The sequence below is a fragment of the Herbidospora galbida genome, assembly GCF_005233835.1.
Classification (GTDB): Bacteria; Actinomycetota; Actinomycetes; order Streptosporangiales; family Streptosporangiaceae; genus Herbidospora; species Herbidospora galbida.
Genome location: NZ_SZQA01000028.1, coordinates 36,256 through 52,046, shown reverse-complemented (window position 1 = coordinate 52,046; position 15,791 = coordinate 36,256). Strand labels below are relative to the sequence as shown.

Sequence of the window (15,791 nt, the reverse complement as noted above, 5' to 3'; positions counted from 1 at the left end):
ACGCCGTGACCGTCGCCTACTGGATCATCGCCGGACTGCTGGCCCTGTTCTACCTCTACGCCGGCGGCAAGAAGGTCGTCCAGAGCAAGGAGCGGCTCCGGCCCATGATGGGCTGGGTGGACACCGTCCCGATGCCGATGGTCCGGCTGATCGGCGTCCTGGAGGTGCTCGGGGCGGCCGGGCTCGTCCTGCCGCCCGCCACCGGGATCCTGCCCGGCCTGGCGATGGCCGCCGCGATCGGGTTCACGGTGCTCCAGGTGCTGGCCACCGGGCTGCACCTGTCGAGGGGCGAGGTCAGGGAGACCGGGCTGAACGTCACGCTGATCGTGCTGGCGGCGGTCGAGGTCTGGCTGGCGACGATCTGGTGGTGATCAGGCCAGGCCGTGGTCGTGGGCGTACACGATGGCGGCGGGCCGGTCCCTGAGGTCGAGCTTGGTCAGGAGGTTGCCCAGGTGGGTCTTGACCGTCGCCTCCGAGATGTGCAGCGCGGCGGCCGTCTCGGCGTTGGTGGCGCCCCGCGCGATCTGGGCCAGGACGTCGCGCTCCCGCTGGGTGAGCTGGGCCGCGGCCGACCGCCCCTTCCGCTCCTTGAGAGCCACCTTGCGGAACGCCGTCAGCACGGGTCCGGCCACCTGTGGGTCGAGCCACGACCTGCCCTCGGCCACCATCGTGACGGCCCGGACGATGTCCTCCCCGGGCGCGTCCTTCAGGATGAACCCGGCCGCGCCCGCGCCCAGCGCCGCCGCCACGGTGTCGTCGTCGTCGAAGGTCGTCAGGATCAGCACCGGCACGGCTCCCGCCAGGCGCCGGGTGGCCTCGGCGCCGTCGACCCGCCGCATGCGGATGTCCATCACGACCACGTCCGGCGTCCAGCGGGCGACGGCGGCGGCGACCTGGTCGCCGTCGTCGCACTCCCCGACGACGGTGAAGGTCCCCTCGGGTTCGAGGATGCGGCGGAGGCCGGCGCGGACGAGAGGCTGGTCGTCCACCAGCAGGACGGTGATCACGCCGGCATCCTCGCCGACACGAGCCACTCCCCGTCGCGGATTCCGGCGGTGAGATCTCCCCCGGCGGCGGAGGCGCGCTCCCGCATGCCCACGAGCCCGCTTCCCGGCCCGTTGTCCGTCAGGCCGCCGACGGGGTTGCCGACCTCCACGGCCACTTCGCCGCCCGCCAGGGTCAGCGACACCCGGGCCGCCCCGGTTCCGTGCCTCACCGCGTTGGCCAGGGCCTCCTGCACGATCCGGTACGCCGCCAGCTCCGACCCCGGGTTCACCACCGCGAGCCCGTCCACGGACAGGGTGAACTCGACCGGCGAACCGGCGGCGCGGAAGCTCTCCACCAGCGCCTCGACGTCGGCGAGCCCCGGCTGCGGTGCGGTCGGCGACTCCTCCCCCGAGCGCAGCACCTTCACCAGCCGCCGCAGGTCGGCCAGGCTCGCCCGGCCGTGCCGTTCGGCCTCTTCGAGCGCCTCCAGTGCCTCCGCCTCCGAGGAGCGCTTGATCGCCATCCGCGCGGCGGTGATGTGCAGCATGGTCACCGCGAGGGTGTGCCCGACCACGTCGTGGACGTCCTGCGCCATGATCCGCCGCTGGTCGGCGGCCCGCTGGAGGGCCAGCGCCTCGAGGGCCCGGGCGACCAGGCGGCTGGAGTCGTGGCTGACCCGCACCGCGTAGGCGGCGGCCAGCGTGAGGGCGAAGCCGAGGTGCAGGGCCACCCAGCCCACCGGCGGCGCGCCCGCCAGCGCCGCGACGGCCACGAGGTAGGTCAGCCCGGCGACCCCGGCCGCCAGCGGAACGGGCGCGAACCCGACGTTCAGCGCCACCAGCAGCAGCCCGACCGCCAGCGCCATCAGCGCCGCCACCGGGCTGTCCAGCCCGATCAGGACGGCGGCCCCGAGCGGGACCAGCACCGCCAGCGCGAACCACCACGACGGCCCGTCGTCGCCCTTGAGGATCCACCGGCCCCACGGGATCGCGGAGAGGAGCACGAGCGCGATTCCCAGGATCGACGGCTCGGGGGCGAGGGCGGCGGCCGGCACCGCCCCGGCCGCGAAGGCCAGGGCGAGCGCCGGCGCGCCCACGCGGAACATCACCGAGAGCCCGGCGGGGGCGGCCCGGCCCGCGCGGCGGAGGTCGTCCTCCCAGTCGCAGACGGCCGCGGCTACGTCAGTCGCCATGCCCCCATCGTGCCGTCAGTGCCGGTCGATGGCCACGACGTCGTAGGGCGTCGTCGGGGTCGGGGGCGTGTTGAAGCGGCCGTTCGGCAGGTAGAGGCGGTCTCTGAAGGCCGCGACGGTGGTCGGCACGTCGAACCGGGGGTCGGTCACCTTCCGGTCGATGGTGCCCTTCGTCGCGCGCCGGTCGAGCTTCACCCAGGTGACGGTGTTCAGGAAGTTCTGGACGACGACCAGCCGGCGTCCTTCGAGCAGGAGCCCGTCGCCGTTGGTGAGGAGTTCGGTCCCGAGGTCGACCTGCTTGGTCGCGCCGGTCTTCTTGTCGACCCGGAACAGCTTGCCGGTGTTCGACTGGACCAGCAGCAGCGCCTTCCCGTCGGGCGTCTGGGCGATGCCGTTGACGTTGATGCCGGTCGTGTAGACGAGGTCGCCGGTCAGCGGGATCTTCTGGGCCTCGGCGGGCAGGCGGCCCCACCGGCCCAGGTCGAGCTTGTAGAGGACGGGGTTGGTGGAGTCGGTGAAGTAGGCGGCGTCCCTGGTCAGCACGACGTCGTTCACGAACGAGGCGCCGGTGGCCAGGGTGTAGCTCTTGAGCACCTTGCCGGTCCGCGCGTCGAGCACCCGGGCGTTCCCGGCGGTGCCGCCGGCGACGAACAGCCGGTTGCGCTTCACCTTCAGGCCGAGGGAGGGCGTGCCGGGGCCCTCGTTGATGATCCTGCCCTGCCCGCTGCGCAGGTCGACCTTGTAGATCGCGCCGGAGGAGCGGGAGCCGAAGTAGGCCGAGCCGCCCTCGTCGACGGCGACGCCCTCGGGCGGGAAGCCGGCGGGCAGGGGGAACGAGGTCGGGTATGTCGGTGTCGCCGACGCGACGGCGGGCGGAGCCGCCACGAGTACGGCTAACAGTCCGGCAACGAAGGCTGCCACGCGCATGGAACAGGTCCCATCTGTCGTCTGAGCGGGACATGAGAGGTTTCCGTAAAGTGATCCGAGTCGTCAACGTATGTCAGGAGATGTCACGGTGCTCCCCCACCACGGCGTGACCGCCGAGGAACTGCTCGCCCGTCTGGCCGAGGCGCAGCAGGCCGATCTCCCGGTCCGGGGCGGCAAGGTCACCGCCTACGTGTACGACACCGGCCGCCCCGAGGTGCACGAGGCGGGCGCGGCCGCGTACGCGGGCATGCTCGAGGTCAACATGCTCGACCCGACGGCCTTCCCCAGCATGGTCGCCCTGGAGAAGGACGTCGTCCGCGCCGTCGCCGCCGAACTCGGGCAGCCCGACGCGCCGGGCATCTTCACCAGCGGCGGCACCGAGTCGATCATGCTGGCGGTGAAGGCGGCCCGCGACGCCGCCAAGATCGAGCGGCCGCAGATGGTCGTGCCGGTCACCGCGCATCCCGCCTTCCACAAGGCCGGGCACTACCTCGGGGTCGAGGTGGTCGCCGTGCCCGTCGACCTCGGCGCCTACACCGTCGACCCGGCGAGCGTCGAGGCGGCGATCACCGAGCGGACCGTGCTCGTGGTGGTCTCGGCGCCCTCCTACCCGCAGGGCGTGATCGACCCGGTCACCGAGGTCGCGGCCCTCGCGGCGGCCCGGAACATCCCCTGCCACGTCGACGCCTGCGTCGGAGGCTGGCTGCTGCCGTGGCTGCGGGAGGCCGGGGCCGAGGTGCCGCCGTTCGACCTGTCGGTGCCGGGCGTCACCTCGATCTCCTGCGACCTGCACAAGTTCGGGTACGCCCCCAAGGGCGCCTCCGTGCTGCTGTTCAAGGACGCCGCGCTGCGCCGCAGCGCCTACTTCGCCTCGGCCGCCTGGCCCGGCTACACGATCATCAACGCGACCGTGCAGAGCTCCCGGTCGGCCGGCCCGCTCGGCGGCGCGTGGGGCACGCTGCACGCGCTGGGCCGCGAGGGCTACCTCGAACTGGGCCGCACCACCCTGGAGGCCACCCGCCGGATCGCCGAGGGCGCCGCGAAGATCCCGGGCCTGCGGGTGCTGGGCGACCCGCAGGCCGCCCTGGTCGCCATCGCGGGCTCCCCCGAGGTCGACGTGTTCGTGCTGGCCGACGAGGCCCGCAAGCGCGGCTGGTTCCTGCAGCCCCAGCTCTCCTACGCGGGCATCCCCGCCAACCTCCACATCACCGTCACCGGCGTGACCCTGGAGCGGGTCGACGCGATGCTCGCCGTCATCGCCGAGTCGGCCGAGGCCGCCCGCGAGCGCGGCCCGGCGGTGGTCCCGGAGGGACTCCCGGAGCTGATCGCCTCCCTGAACCTCGACGAACTCGACGACCCGACCTTCGTCGAACTGGCCGCCTCGGTCGGCATCGACCTGACCTCCCGCGACCAGCCGGAGATGGCGGCGGTCAACGCGGTCCTCGACGCGCTTCCCGCGAAGACCCGCGAGGCGATCCTGGTCAGGTTCCTGTCAGTGATCTACGGCTGACGGGCGACGACGTCCAGGACCTTGCGGGCCGAGGCGGCGTCGTGGACGCGGAAGACCCGCGCGCCCTGTGCCGCCGAGACCGCCAGCGTGGCGAGGGTGCCGGCGTGGCGCTGGTCGACCGGGAGGCCGCCGAGGGTCTCGCCGACGAAGTCCTTGTTCGAGACGGCGACCAGGACCGGCCAGCCGGTCGCGACCATCTCGTCGAGGCGGCGGCTGAGCTCCAGGGAGTGGTAGGTGTTCTTGCCGAAGTCGTGGGCGGGGTCGATCAGGATGCGGTCCCGCGAGACCCCTGCGGCGAGCGCCTTCTCCGCGAGGTCGGTCGTGTACGCCACCACATCGCCCACCACGTCGTCGTAGGCGATCCGGTGGGGGCGGGTGCGCGGCTCGACGCGTCCGGCGTGGGCGCAGACCAGGCCGATGCCGTATTTGGCGGCCACGTCGGCCAGCCGGGGGTCGACGCCGCCCCACGTGTCGTTCAGCAGGTCGGCGCCGGCCGCCGCCACGACCTCGCCGACCTCGGCGCGCCAGGTGTCGACGCTGATGATCACGGCCGGGTGCCGGTCGCGGACCGCCGTCACGAGGTCGGCGACCCGGCGGATCTCCTCCGCCACGTCGACGTCGTCGCCCGGTCCGGCCTTCACGCCGCCGATGTCGACGATGTCGGCGCCCGCGTCGATCTGGCGGGAGACGGCGTCGAGGGCGGCGGCGAAGCCGTAGGTCGCGCCCCGGTCGTAGAAGGAGTCGGGCGTGCGGTTGACCACGGCCATGATCGCGTGGTCGCCGGGGCCGAACGTACGGCCACGAAGGCGCAGAGTAGACATCGTCAGCGAGCCTACTCCGCGCCCTCTCCGCGACTGCCGGGACGAGGGAGTGCTTCGGGAAATGGCCGATCCAGAAGTGCCCCCACCGATCCGGCCCCGAATCCGACAAGTCGGATTTGGAACGGTCCAAGCGTTTAAGCGGCGGATCCTCCTTCTGCCAGGGTCACGAAGTCCTGCGCGGTCGCGGGCAGCCGCTTGCGGGCGTGCACGATCGCGATGATCTTCCTGGGGGCGGGGTCGAGCGACCGCACGACCAGGCCGGCGCGGGCCGCCTGCTCGGCCATGCCGCGGTACCACAGGAGCGAGGCCTGACCTTCGCGTACGGCGGGGAGCCACTTGGCCCGTTCGTCCGACTCCAGCGCGGGGATGGGGCGGACACCGTACGAGGTGAAGATCTGGTCGAACTCCCGGCGGCGCGGGCTGCCCTGACCGGGCAGCACCAGCCGCATGCCGTTGAGCCTGCTCATCGGCACCGGATCGGGCAGGTCGAGACCGGGCGGCGAGATCAGCACGATCTCCTGCCGCTCCAGCGGATGGCTGACCAGGTCGGTGGGCACCGGCAGGTCGGTCAGCCCGAGGTCGGCCCGCTGCTCGCGGACGGCGGTGACGACGCTGTCCCGCCCGTCGCAGCGGACGATGTGCACGCGGATCCCCGGATGCTCCGCCACATAGGCGGGCAGCAGGCGACCCGCGAGCCCCGGTTCGAGGCTCGGCGTCGACGCGATGCGCAGTTCGGCTCCCGCCGTGTGCGACTGGGTCGCCAGGGCCTCGATCTCCCGGACGGCGTCGAGCGCCTCCCGGGCGAGCTTGACGACCCGCCGCCCCTGCGCGGTCACGACCACTCCCCGCCCGGAACGCGCGAAGAGGGTCATGCCGAGTTCCCGTTCGAGGTCCCGGATCGCGCGGGATAACGCGGGCTGCGCGATGTAGAGGGACCGTGCGGCGTCGGTCATGGTGCGGTGCTCTGCGGTGGCTACCACATAGCGGAGCTGTTGCAGATTCATGCCAAAGACGCTAGGGCAGACGAGCCGTCCGAATCCGGAACATCGCAGAGATCACCTCGGATGATTACCGCCCGTGCGCGAACGGTGCTACATCCGTGACGAGTGTGAAATCAGTATTGTTCTGCCCAATCTCAGCAAAGGGGGTCGAAGAGATGGGGCAGCCGTATCCGCCGCCTCCCGGACGTCACCCATACGGTCCAGGCGGCCCACGACAGCCCTCACAGGGGTACCCTGCACCCCCTCCCCCAGCCGGCCCGGGCCCCCAGCCCGCCCCTCCGCACTCGCCGGGACACCCGCACCCGCCGACGCCTCCGCACCAGCGTCGCCAGGGCCACCCGGCGCCCCATGGCGGTCCAGGCCGCCCGGCACCCAAGGGTGGCGCCGGACACCTGGGACCGGCTGGGCATCCCGGGCCGCTTGGGCATCCGGGGCCGCCCGGGTCGGCTCGGCAGCAGCCGCACTTTCCGCCCGGGACGCGCCCCGCCCCCGCAGGCCCCTATGGGCCGCCCCGGCAGATGCCCGCCCATTGGCAGCCTCGGCGGAAGTCGAGTGCGGGGCCGATCATCGGCGGGATCTTCGGGCTGATGGCGGTCGCGTTCGTCGTGGTCGTGCTCGGCGCGTCGTTCGGCGAACGGCCGAGCGCGTCGGAGCCGGTCGTCTCCTCGTTACGCGAGGGGGACCGGCCGGCGCGCGAGCCGCAGCGGGGGGAACAGCAGCCCGTACAGGAACGGCGGGCGCCGCTCAACACGTCGCTGAAGGAGAACACGGTCTACACGGCCGGGGCGCTGCCCCGCACCCGCTGTCCGGGCGGGCGGGCGAACGTGTTCGACCACGCGCAGATCAAGGCGCACATCCTCAAGACGGCCAAGTGCATGGACCGGGCCTGGCAGGCGGCGCTGGAGAGGGCCGGCATCCCGTTCGAGCCGCCGAAGTGGGTCATCGCGAAGGGTAAGGGCCGGGGCCCGTGCGGCGACTTCCCGCAGGCGAACAGCGCGGCGCCCTACTACTGCCCGCGAACCATGTCGGTGTACGCCTCGACCAAGGCCATGGCGAACGGCAACGGCGAGTCGGTCGGCTACGCCCGGATGTCGTCGTGGCACGGCGCCTACACGGCGATGATGGGCCACGAGTACGGCCACCACGTCCAGCAGCTCACCGGCCTGTCGCAGGCCCGCTGGGAGCGCACCCTGGCCTCCGGGTCGGAGGCGCAGCGGCTGGCGCTGAGCCGCCGGCTCGAACTTCAGGCGAACTGCTTCGCGGGGATGTTCATGCGGTCGGTCGCGGCGAGCTACCCCGTTCCGGCCGCGCGCCGCAACGACCTGTTCGCGTTCTGGGGCAGCCTCGGCGACCACCCGGGCTGGCCGCGTGACCACGGATCTCCGCCGAACAACGGGGTGTGGTTCCGGCAGGGATGGCAGAAGCAGCAGGCGTATCAGTGCAACACATGGGCGATGCCCGCGAAGGCCGTCTCCTAGACAGAGCCTTCTTTCCGGATGTGTTCAGTGTTGTCCAGATTTGAGGGCTAGAATCCCTGGGCATCGCACGGGCAATAACGAGCAGAGGAGCGGTTGACCATGCGTCGTGGGGGAGCCGCGGGTGACGAGTCACGTCAGAGACGCACCCGTAAGCGCCCTCAGAAGTCCTCCGAGGACTTCCCCGGCGGGGTAGCCGACGAAACATACGAAGAACAGCAAACCCCCGCGGAGTCCTCCGGTCCGTCGGAACCCCCGCAGACCGGGTCGTTCGCCGCCATCCCGAAGACCGCGGGCCCCCAGCCCGACCCGGTGCCGAAGAACGCCGGCCCACAGGCCTCCGTCCGGCCCGACACGATCGTCGCCACGGGCACTCCGAGCGGCGGCGTCCATGTGGGCGGCCCGCCGAACTCCGGACGGCCGCAGTTCACGCCGCCCCCCGCCGTGCAGGGCCCGCCGGCCGAACAGCGGATCGCCGACGACGAGGTCACCCGTCCGGGACCGCCGCGCAAGCCCGCTCCCCTGCCGCCGCGCGGTCCCGCGAAGGGCGGGCCGGGCGGCCGGGCGCCGCAGTTCGGACGGCCGCTCACCACCGGCGGCGTCATCGCGTGGACCGCGCTGTCGGCGATCGTGCCCGGCGCCGCGCACCTGCGCGCCGGACGCAGGAAGATGGGCTACATCTTCCTCGGCACGTTCGGCGTCGTCCTGGTGGCGGCCGTGGTGTTCGGCATCGGGATCCTGGGCAACCTCGGCTCGGCCGTCCGCGAGAGCACGCTGACGGCCGTGCTGACCGGGTCGGCCACGCTCGCGCTGGCGTGGTTCGCGCTCATTCTCATGTCGTACATCTCGCTGACGCCCGACCGGCTGCCCCAGCGGGGGCAGATCATCTCGGGGGTCGTGGTGGGCGCGTTGTGCGTGGGCGTCATGGCGCCGTTCGCGTACGCGGCGAACTTCGTGAACCAGACGCAGAGCCTCCTCGACAACTTCCCCAGCGACCACGACAGCACCAACCCGCAGGCCGTGCCCATCAAGGCCGAGGACCCGTGGGCCGGCAAGAAACGGGTCAACTTCCTGCTCATCGGCGGCGACGCGGCCGGCAACCGGACCGGCGTGCGCACCGACTCGATGCAGGTGGCCAGCGTCAACGTGCAGACGGGGAACACGGTCCTGTTCGCGCTGCCGCGCAACCTCCAGCACGTCCACTTCAGCAAGAACAGCCCGCTCAACAGGCAGTTCCCGAACGGCTTCCGCGCCGAACTGCCCAACGGCGGCCTGCTGAACGAGGTCTGGCAGTACGCCGAGGACTACCCCAACCTGGGTGTCCGCGGCCCCGCCGCCCTCAAGGACGCCATCAGCACCACGCTGGGCCTCCACATCGACTACTACGCCATGGTCGACATGTACGGCTTCGCCGCCCTCGTCGACGCGATCGGCGGCCTGGAGATCAACGTACAGACCGACATCAAGTACGGCGGCGTCTACGGCACCGCGGGCACCATTAAGGCGGGCAAGCGCGTCCTGAACGGCGAGCAGGTCCTCTGGTACGGCCGCTCCCGCGTCGGCAGCGACGACTTCTCCCGGATGGGCCGCCAGCGCTGCGTGATCGGCGCGCTGGCCCAGCAGGCCTCCCCCGACAAGGTCCTGCTCAACTTCAACAAGATCGTCGCGGCGGCCAAACGGCTCTTCCGGACCGACATCCCCCGCCCGCTGCTGGAGCACCTGGTGAACCTCGGCGTCAAGGTGAAGGACGCCAAGATCACCAGCACCCAGTTCGTCCCGCCGCAGATCTGGCCCGGCAGCGCCGACTGGGACAAGATCAAGCGCATGGTCGCCACGGCCATCCGCAAGTCGAACGGCGCGGCGGCCCCCGTCCAGGCGGGCGTGACCGCCTCCCCGAGCGGCGCCAACCCGGTCGCCTCGGCCCCCGACCCGAGCCCGACCCCGACGGCGGCCAAGCCGACCCTCACGCCGACCCCGAACTCCCAGGCGACCGAGGACAAGTCCCTCGCCGAACTCTGCGGATTCTGACCCCGTCGCGAAGGTCCCCGGGAGAACCTCCCGGGGGCCTTCGCCGTTCAGACGGGAGCGCGGTCCAGCGGCGGAACAGTCGGACACGCTCACACAGAGCGGGAGCGGCTCCCCCGCCGGCGAGTCGCCCACCGGTATCGGCACACGTGCCGGCCGTCGCGGGCGCAGTGGAGGTGGTAGTGCCTGAGCGTGTCACCGAGGACCAGGCAGACCGCCTCGCCACCCCGTGACAGGGCCGCGATCGCGTCGGCCGATTCCCACCCGTTGGGCTCGAGAACCAGGAACCACCCGTCCAGTTCGCCGACGACCACGATCCCGCCGTGTCCGGTCGTCATCACCCCGTGAGGGACGGGAAGGTGATCGCCGCCCGGTTGAGGTGGACGTCAGAGGAAAGGCCCCGGGGCCGCCGCAGCGGCACCCGGGGCCGGGGTCTCACAAGGAATCCCTACTTCTCGATCGTGAACTGGTCCACGTCGAAGAGGGACCCGGATCCGCCCGTGAACCTCAGGAAGATCGCCCCGGAGGCCGAGCTCGTCAGGTTCGCCGAGACGGTCTGGAAGGTGTCCCAGCTGCCGGTGTTCGGGATGGTCACCGTCCCGATCTGGGTGCCGGTCGCCGAACCCGCGCGGACCTGGATCTGGCCGCCCGGTCCGGCCGAGGAGTAGCGCACCGTGATGCGGGTCGCCCCGTTGGCGGTGACCTGGTTGTAGCCGGCCCAGTCGCCGTTGTCGATGTGGCCGAGGGTCTGGCCGCCGACGGCGGGGCCGTGGGCGGCGATCTGGGTGCCCGACTGCGACGTGGCCGCCTCGCCCTGGACCGTGGTCTGCGTCGGCGTGGTGCCGGTGGTCAGGGTGATGGTGTCGACGTCGAGCAGTGCGCCGGAGCCGCCGCTGAAGGTGAGGAACAGCGGGCCGGAGGCGTTGCCGTTCAGCGAGGTGGTCACGGTCTGGAAGGTGTCCCAGCTGCCGGTGTTCGGCACGTTGACCGTGCCCAGCACCGTGCCGGTCTGGGAGCCCGCCCGGATCGTGATGGTGCCGCCGGGGCCGCCCGAGGAGACCCGCGCGGAGAAGCTGTTCTTGCCGGCGGTGGAGAAGTTCGCGTAGCCGACCCAGTCGCCGTTGTCGATGTAGCCGACGGTGGTGCCGCCGCTGGCGGTGGCGTGCCCGGCGGGCTGCACCCCGGAGTTCGAGGTGTACGACTCGGCCTCGATCGTGGCCGGCTGCTGCGGCGGGTTGCCGTTCAGCTCCTTGATCCGGATGTTGCGGAACGACACGTCGTCACCGGTGCCGTGGTTCTGGATGCCGATGTAGCCCTGGACGAGCGACCGGTTGGCCACGGTGTTGGTGAAGTCGTTGATCAGGCGGCCGTTCAGGTAGACGCGCAGCCGCTCGCCCTCGACGAGGATCTCGTAGCCGTTCCACTCGCCCGGGGGGTTGAGCGCGGCGTCGCGGGCGGCGACGTCGGCCGACTTGAAGCCGTAGATCGACCCGGTGGTCTTGTCTGCGGTGTCCGTCGCGTCGATCTGGATCTCGTAGCCGTTGTTGACGGCCGAGTTCACGTCGGTCGAGCTCGGGAAGCCGACGAAGATGCCGGAGTTGTCGTCGCCGTCGGCCTTCCAGTCGAGCTTCAGCGAGTAGGAGCCGTACTCCTTGGCGGAGTACCACAGCAGGCCCATGCCGCCGACCGACTTGAGCGTGGCGTCGGAGTTGGTGAAGCTGCCCGGTCCGGCCTGCGACCAGCCGGTGGTGGAGCCGTTGTAGATCGGCGTGTAGCCGGTCTCGACGCGGCAGTCCTGCTTGGCCCAGCCGGCCGCGTAGCGGATGCCGCCGAGGAGCAGCGTCCGGAAGTTGGCCTCGCTGTATGTTGCCTGCGTGTGTCCGAGCCCGGTGTAGAAGCTGCGGCCGTTGCTCACGTTCTTGCACCAGGTGATCGGGTGGTCACCCATCCCGCCGCCCGAGTAGCTCGATTCGTCGAGATTTTGCAGGATCTTGGCGCTGTTTCTCGGGTTCGTGCGGTACGAATACCACTCGTCAGACCGCGACCAGGTGCCGCCCAGGTGGGCGGTGGCCGCGTGGGCGCGGTCCTCGGTGCGGATGGTAGCCGTCTGGATGGCCGGATGGCTCTGGAACCAGGCGCCGACCAGGTTGCCGTAGAACGACCAGTCGTACTCGGTGTCGGCCGCCGCGTGGACGCCCACGTAGCCGCCGCCGCCGTTGATGTAGTTCTCGAACGCGGTCTGCTGGGTGGCGTTCAGCACGTCACCCGTGGTGCTCAGGAAGACCACGGCCTTGTAGTTGGCCAGGTTCCCCGCGGTGAACGCGCCGGCGTCCTCCGTCGCGGTGACCGTGAAGTTGTTGGCCGAGCCGATGGACTGGATCGCCGCGATGCCCTGCGGGATCGAGTCGTGCCGGAAGCCCGCCGTCTTGGAGAAGACGAGCACCTGGTAGGCCGGGTCGGCGGCGTGGGCCGCCGTCGGCACCAGCGTCGTCGCGGCGACGGCCGCCGCGGCGATCGCGCCCAAGAGTCTGCGCTTCATGTCCCACCTCACTTCTGGATGGTGAAGTTGTCGACGTCGAAGAGGGCGCCCGAGCCGCCGGTGAACCGGAGCACGACCTGGCCCGTGGCCGAGCCGGCCGTCAGGTTCGCCGACGCCGAGGCGAAGGTCTCCCAGCCGCCGGTGTTCGGGACCGCGAGGGTGCCGAGCACCGTCCCGGTCGCCGTGCCGGCCCGCACCTCGATGGTCCCGCCGGGACCGGCCGAGGAGTAGCGGACCGTGATGCGGGTGGCGCCGTTCACGGTGACCTGGTTGTAGGCGGCCCAGTCGCCGTTCTCGATGTGCCCTGCGGTCAGGCCGCCGGTCGCCGGGGCGTGGGTGGCGATCTGCACGCCCGAGGTGGACGTGAAGGCCTCGCCCTCGACGGTCGTGGTCGGCGGCGGGGTGCTGCCGAGCGAGAAGGTGTCGATGTCGAACAGCGCGCCGGAACCGCCGGTGAAGGTGAGGAACAGCGCGCCGGTGCCTGATCCGTTGAGCGTCGTGGAGACGTTCTGGAAGGTGTCGAAGCTGCCGGTGTTCGGCACGGCTACCGTGCCGAGGACCGTGCCGGTCTGGCTGCCCGAGCGGATCGTGATGGTGCCGCCGGGGCCGCCGGAGGAGATCCGGGCGGTGAACGAGGTCTTGCCCGAGGTGCTGACGTTCGAGTAGCCGGCCCAGTCGCCGTTGTCGATGTAGCCGACGGTCAGACCGCCAGAAGCGGCGGCGTGGGCCGCGGTCTGAACGCCGGAGTTCGACGTGAACGCCTCGCCCTCGATCGTCCCGGCGGGCGGGTTGCTCGTGCCGCCGTTGACGGTGAACGCGTCGAGGTCGAACAGGTTGCCCTGGCCGGTGACGCCCTTGAAGACCAGGAACAGCGTGGTCGTCGAGGTCGGCACGTTGGACAGGTTGGCCGTGACGTTGGTGAAGGTGTCCCAGCTGCCGGTGTTGGCCACCGTGGCGGTGCCCAGCAGGGTGCCGGTCGCCGAGCCCGCGCGCACTTCGAGGGTGCCGCCGACGCCGCCGGAGGAGACCCGGGCGGTCAGCGAGGTGGCGCCCGTCAGGTTGTACGGGGTGAAGGAGATCCAGTCGTTGTTGTCGACGAACCCGACCGTGGTGCCGCCCTCGGCGGCGGCGTGCTGGGCGGTCTGGACGCCGTTCTGGGCGCCCCAGTGCTCGCCCTGGCGGTGCCGGGGCTGCAGAGTCCGGGTGACCGTGGTGGTCAGGCCGCCGTTGTCGGTGTACTCGGCCGTGAAGACGCCGTAGATGTTGGCGGCGGCGTCGTGCTCGCCGTCGGTCGGGACGGTGATGGTGCCGGAGCAGCCGTCCTTGGAGGTGATCTGGTGCGAGTGGCTGTCGTGGCCGAGGAAGTAGGTGAACTTCACCCGGGCGCAGTTGATCGTGCCGTCCTGCGGGTCGCTGACGGAGATCGTGTACGGGATCGTGTCGCCGAAGTTGAACAGCGCGCCGCTCAGCGGGGTCTGCAGGTTGACCGTCGGCGCGGTGTTGCCGACCGTGATCGTCACGTTCGCCGAGCCGGTCAGGCCGCCGCTGTCGCGGACCGTCAGGGTCACGTTGTAGGTGCCGTTGGCGGTGTAGGTCTTCGACGGGTTGGCGGCCGTGGAGGTGGTGCCGTCGCCGAAGTTCCACGCGTAGGTCAGCGCCGAGCCCTCGGGGTCGGACGAGCCCGCCGAGGAGAAGGTCACCGCGAGCGGGGCGACGCCCGAGGTCGGGGTGGCCGCGGCCTTGGCGATCGGGTTGCGGTTCGCGCCGCCGATGTACTCGATGCGGTAGAGGGCCTGGTTGCCCGAGCCGGTGCCGTAGTCGAGAACGTACAGGGCGCCGTCGGGGCCGAAGGCCATGTCCATGACCTGGGTGCCGGTCCACGGGAAGCCACTGATCTCGCCGACGCCGCCCGAGGAGGTCACCTCGATGGCCTTGATCCAGCGGCGGCCGTACTCACCGGCGAAGAAGCGGCCGTCGAGCGACTGCGGGAACTTGATCGGGGAGGTGTTGTTCGGGTCGTACCGGTAGACGGGGCCGCCCATCGGGGACTCCGAGCCGCCGCCGAACTCCGGCGGGCTGCCGGCGTCGCCGGCGTAGCGGATCCAGGCCGGCTTGGCCGGGGGCAGGGTCTGCAGGCCGGTGTTGCGGAAGGAGTTGTTCGTCGGGCCGCCCGCGCAGTTGTACTTGGCCTGCGACGGGCCGCTCGGGAACGTGAACTCGTTGTAGGTCTCCGCCGTGGTGTTGGTCCCGGTGCAGTAGGGCCAGCCGTAGTTGCCCGCCGAGGTGATGCGGTTGAACTCGACCTGGCCGCTCGGGCCGCGGTTGGCGTCGCTGGACCCGGCGTCGGGGCCGTAGTCGCCCAGGTAGACGATGCCGGTGGCCTTGTCGACGCTCATCCGGAACGGGTTGCGCAGGCCCATCGCGTAGATCTCGGGACGGGTGTTGGCCGTGCCCGGCGCGAACAGGTTGCCCGACGGGATCGTGTACGTCCCGTTGGCCTGCGGCTTGATGCGGAGCACCTTGCCGCGCAGGTCGTTGGTGTTGCCCGAGGAGCGCTGCGCGTCGAACTGCGGGTTGCGGTTGGTGCGCTCGTCGATCGGGGTGTAGCTGTTCGACTCGAACGGGTTGGTGTCGTCGCCCGTCGTCAGGTAGAGGTTCCCCTGCGCGTCGAAGTCGATGTCACCGCCGGCGTGGCAGCACTGGCCGCGGTCGTTGTCGACCCGCAGCACGATCACTTCGCTGGCCATGTCGATGGTGTTGCTCGTGGTGAGCGTGAACCGGGACAGGTAGAACTGCCCCTTCCAGGTGTTCCAGTCGGTCTGGGTGCCCGTCGTCGGCGCGTCGCCGCTGGGGGTGCTCAGCCGGGGCGAGTAGTACAGCCAGATGTGCCGGTTGGTGGCGAAGCCGGGGTCGACCGCCACGCCCTGGAGGCCCTCCTCGTCGTGCGTGTACACGTTGAGCGTGCCCGCGAGGGAGGTGTTGCCGTTGACGTCCGTGATCCGGACCTGGCCGCCGCGCGCGGTGTGCAGCACCGAGCGGTTCGGCAGCACCGCCAGGGACATCGCCTCGCCGAGCTCGCCAGGTCCGGTGGCGAGCGCGATCTGCTGATAGTCCGAGGCCGGGATGTCGGCCGCGTGGGCGCTGGGCGGCGCCACGACGACGCCCATCGTCACCAGGAGCGTGGTCAGGGCGGCTAACGCCCGTAACCGGTGAGGTCGAGACATGTAGGGGGTGATCCTTTCCTGACCTGGGGATTCAGTCAGGCAAGGCGCGCGCCGCCGCGCTTGTGCCCGGGCTACGACATGTAAAGCGGG

General features: G+C 71.2%; 12 protein-coding genes. 4 read left to right on the top strand and 8 right to left on the bottom strand.

Annotation, left to right across the window (positions count from 1 at the left end):
• The first annotated feature begins 5 nt into the window (after positions 1-5).
• Positions 6-371, top strand: a complete 366-nt coding sequence (locus FDA94_RS25900; RefSeq protein WP_137249685.1) for a DoxX family protein — start codon at positions 6-8, stop codon at positions 369-371.
• Here the strand turns inward: FDA94_RS25900 and FDA94_RS25895 are convergent, their stop codons facing one another.
• From FDA94_RS25895 to FDA94_RS25885, 3 genes are read right to left on the bottom strand one after another with little or no spacing between them, the layout of a single operon-like run.
• Positions 372-1,007 carry a response regulator transcription factor gene (locus FDA94_RS25895; protein ID WP_137249684.1) on the bottom strand — a complete coding sequence of 212 codons (636 nt, stop codon included), beginning with the start codon at positions 1,005-1,007 and terminating at the stop codon, positions 372-374.
• Positions 1,004-2,179: a sensor histidine kinase gene (locus tag FDA94_RS25890; protein ID WP_137249683.1), complete on the bottom strand. Its 1,176-nt coding sequence runs from the start codon at positions 2,177-2,179 to the stop codon at positions 1,004-1,006. Before FDA94_RS25890 ends, FDA94_RS25895 begins: the two co-directional genes overlap by 4 nt.
• 15 nt (positions 2,180-2,194) lie before the next feature.
• Positions 2,195-3,100 (bottom strand): SMP-30/gluconolactonase/LRE family protein, encoded by a 906-nt coding sequence (locus tag FDA94_RS25885; protein ID WP_246060160.1) that lies wholly within the window; start codon positions 3,098-3,100, stop codon positions 2,195-2,197.
• 94 nt (positions 3,101-3,194) lie between these two features.
• On the opposite strand from FDA94_RS25885, the gene FDA94_RS25880 reads away from it, so the two are divergent.
• On the top strand, positions 3,195-4,616 hold the full coding sequence (locus tag FDA94_RS25880; protein WP_246060159.1) for a pyridoxal phosphate-dependent decarboxylase family protein: 1,422 nt from the start codon (positions 3,195-3,197) through the stop codon (positions 4,614-4,616).
• On the opposite strand, the gene folP is transcribed toward FDA94_RS25880, so the two are convergent.
• Positions 4,607-5,437: a dihydropteroate synthase gene (gene folP / locus FDA94_RS25875; protein WP_137249680.1), complete on the bottom strand. Its 831-nt coding sequence runs from the start codon at positions 5,435-5,437 to the stop codon at positions 4,607-4,609. The genes FDA94_RS25880 and folP overlap by 10 nt on opposite strands.
• A gap of 134 nt (positions 5,438-5,571) precedes the next feature.
• Positions 5,572-6,441, bottom strand: a complete 870-nt coding sequence (locus FDA94_RS25870; protein WP_137249679.1) for a LysR family transcriptional regulator — start codon at positions 6,439-6,441, stop codon at positions 5,572-5,574.
• A 515-nt stretch (positions 6,442-6,956) separates the two neighbouring features.
• On the opposite strand from FDA94_RS25870, the gene FDA94_RS25865 reads away from it, so the two are divergent.
• Entirely contained in the window at positions 6,957-7,916 is a 960-nt protein-coding gene (locus tag FDA94_RS25865) for a neutral zinc metallopeptidase (protein WP_137249678.1), read from the top strand.
• Positions 7,917-8,015: 99 nt separating this feature from the next.
• Positions 8,016-9,941 carry an LCP family protein gene (locus tag FDA94_RS25860; RefSeq protein ID WP_137249677.1) on the top strand — a complete coding sequence of 642 codons (1,926 nt, stop codon included), beginning with the start codon at positions 8,016-8,018 and terminating at the stop codon, positions 9,939-9,941.
• Between the two features lie 89 nt (positions 9,942-10,030).
• Here the strand turns inward: FDA94_RS25860 and FDA94_RS25855 are convergent, their stop codons facing one another.
• From FDA94_RS25855 to FDA94_RS25845, 3 genes are all read right to left on the bottom strand, one after another.
• On the bottom strand, positions 10,031-10,276 hold the full coding sequence (locus FDA94_RS25855; RefSeq protein ID WP_137249676.1) for a DUF6461 domain-containing protein: 246 nt from the start codon (positions 10,274-10,276) through the stop codon (positions 10,031-10,033).
• A 110-nt stretch (positions 10,277-10,386) separates the two neighbouring features.
• Positions 10,387-12,477, bottom strand: a complete 2,091-nt coding sequence (locus FDA94_RS25850) for a ThuA domain-containing protein (protein ID WP_137249675.1) — start codon at positions 12,475-12,477, stop codon at positions 10,387-10,389.
• A gap of 8 nt (positions 12,478-12,485) precedes the next feature.
• A complete protein-coding gene (locus tag FDA94_RS25845; RefSeq protein ID WP_137249674.1) occupies positions 12,486-15,701 on the bottom strand; it encodes a carbohydrate-binding protein in 3,216 nt (1,071 codons plus the stop codon).
• Positions 15,702-15,791 lie beyond the last annotated feature (90 nt).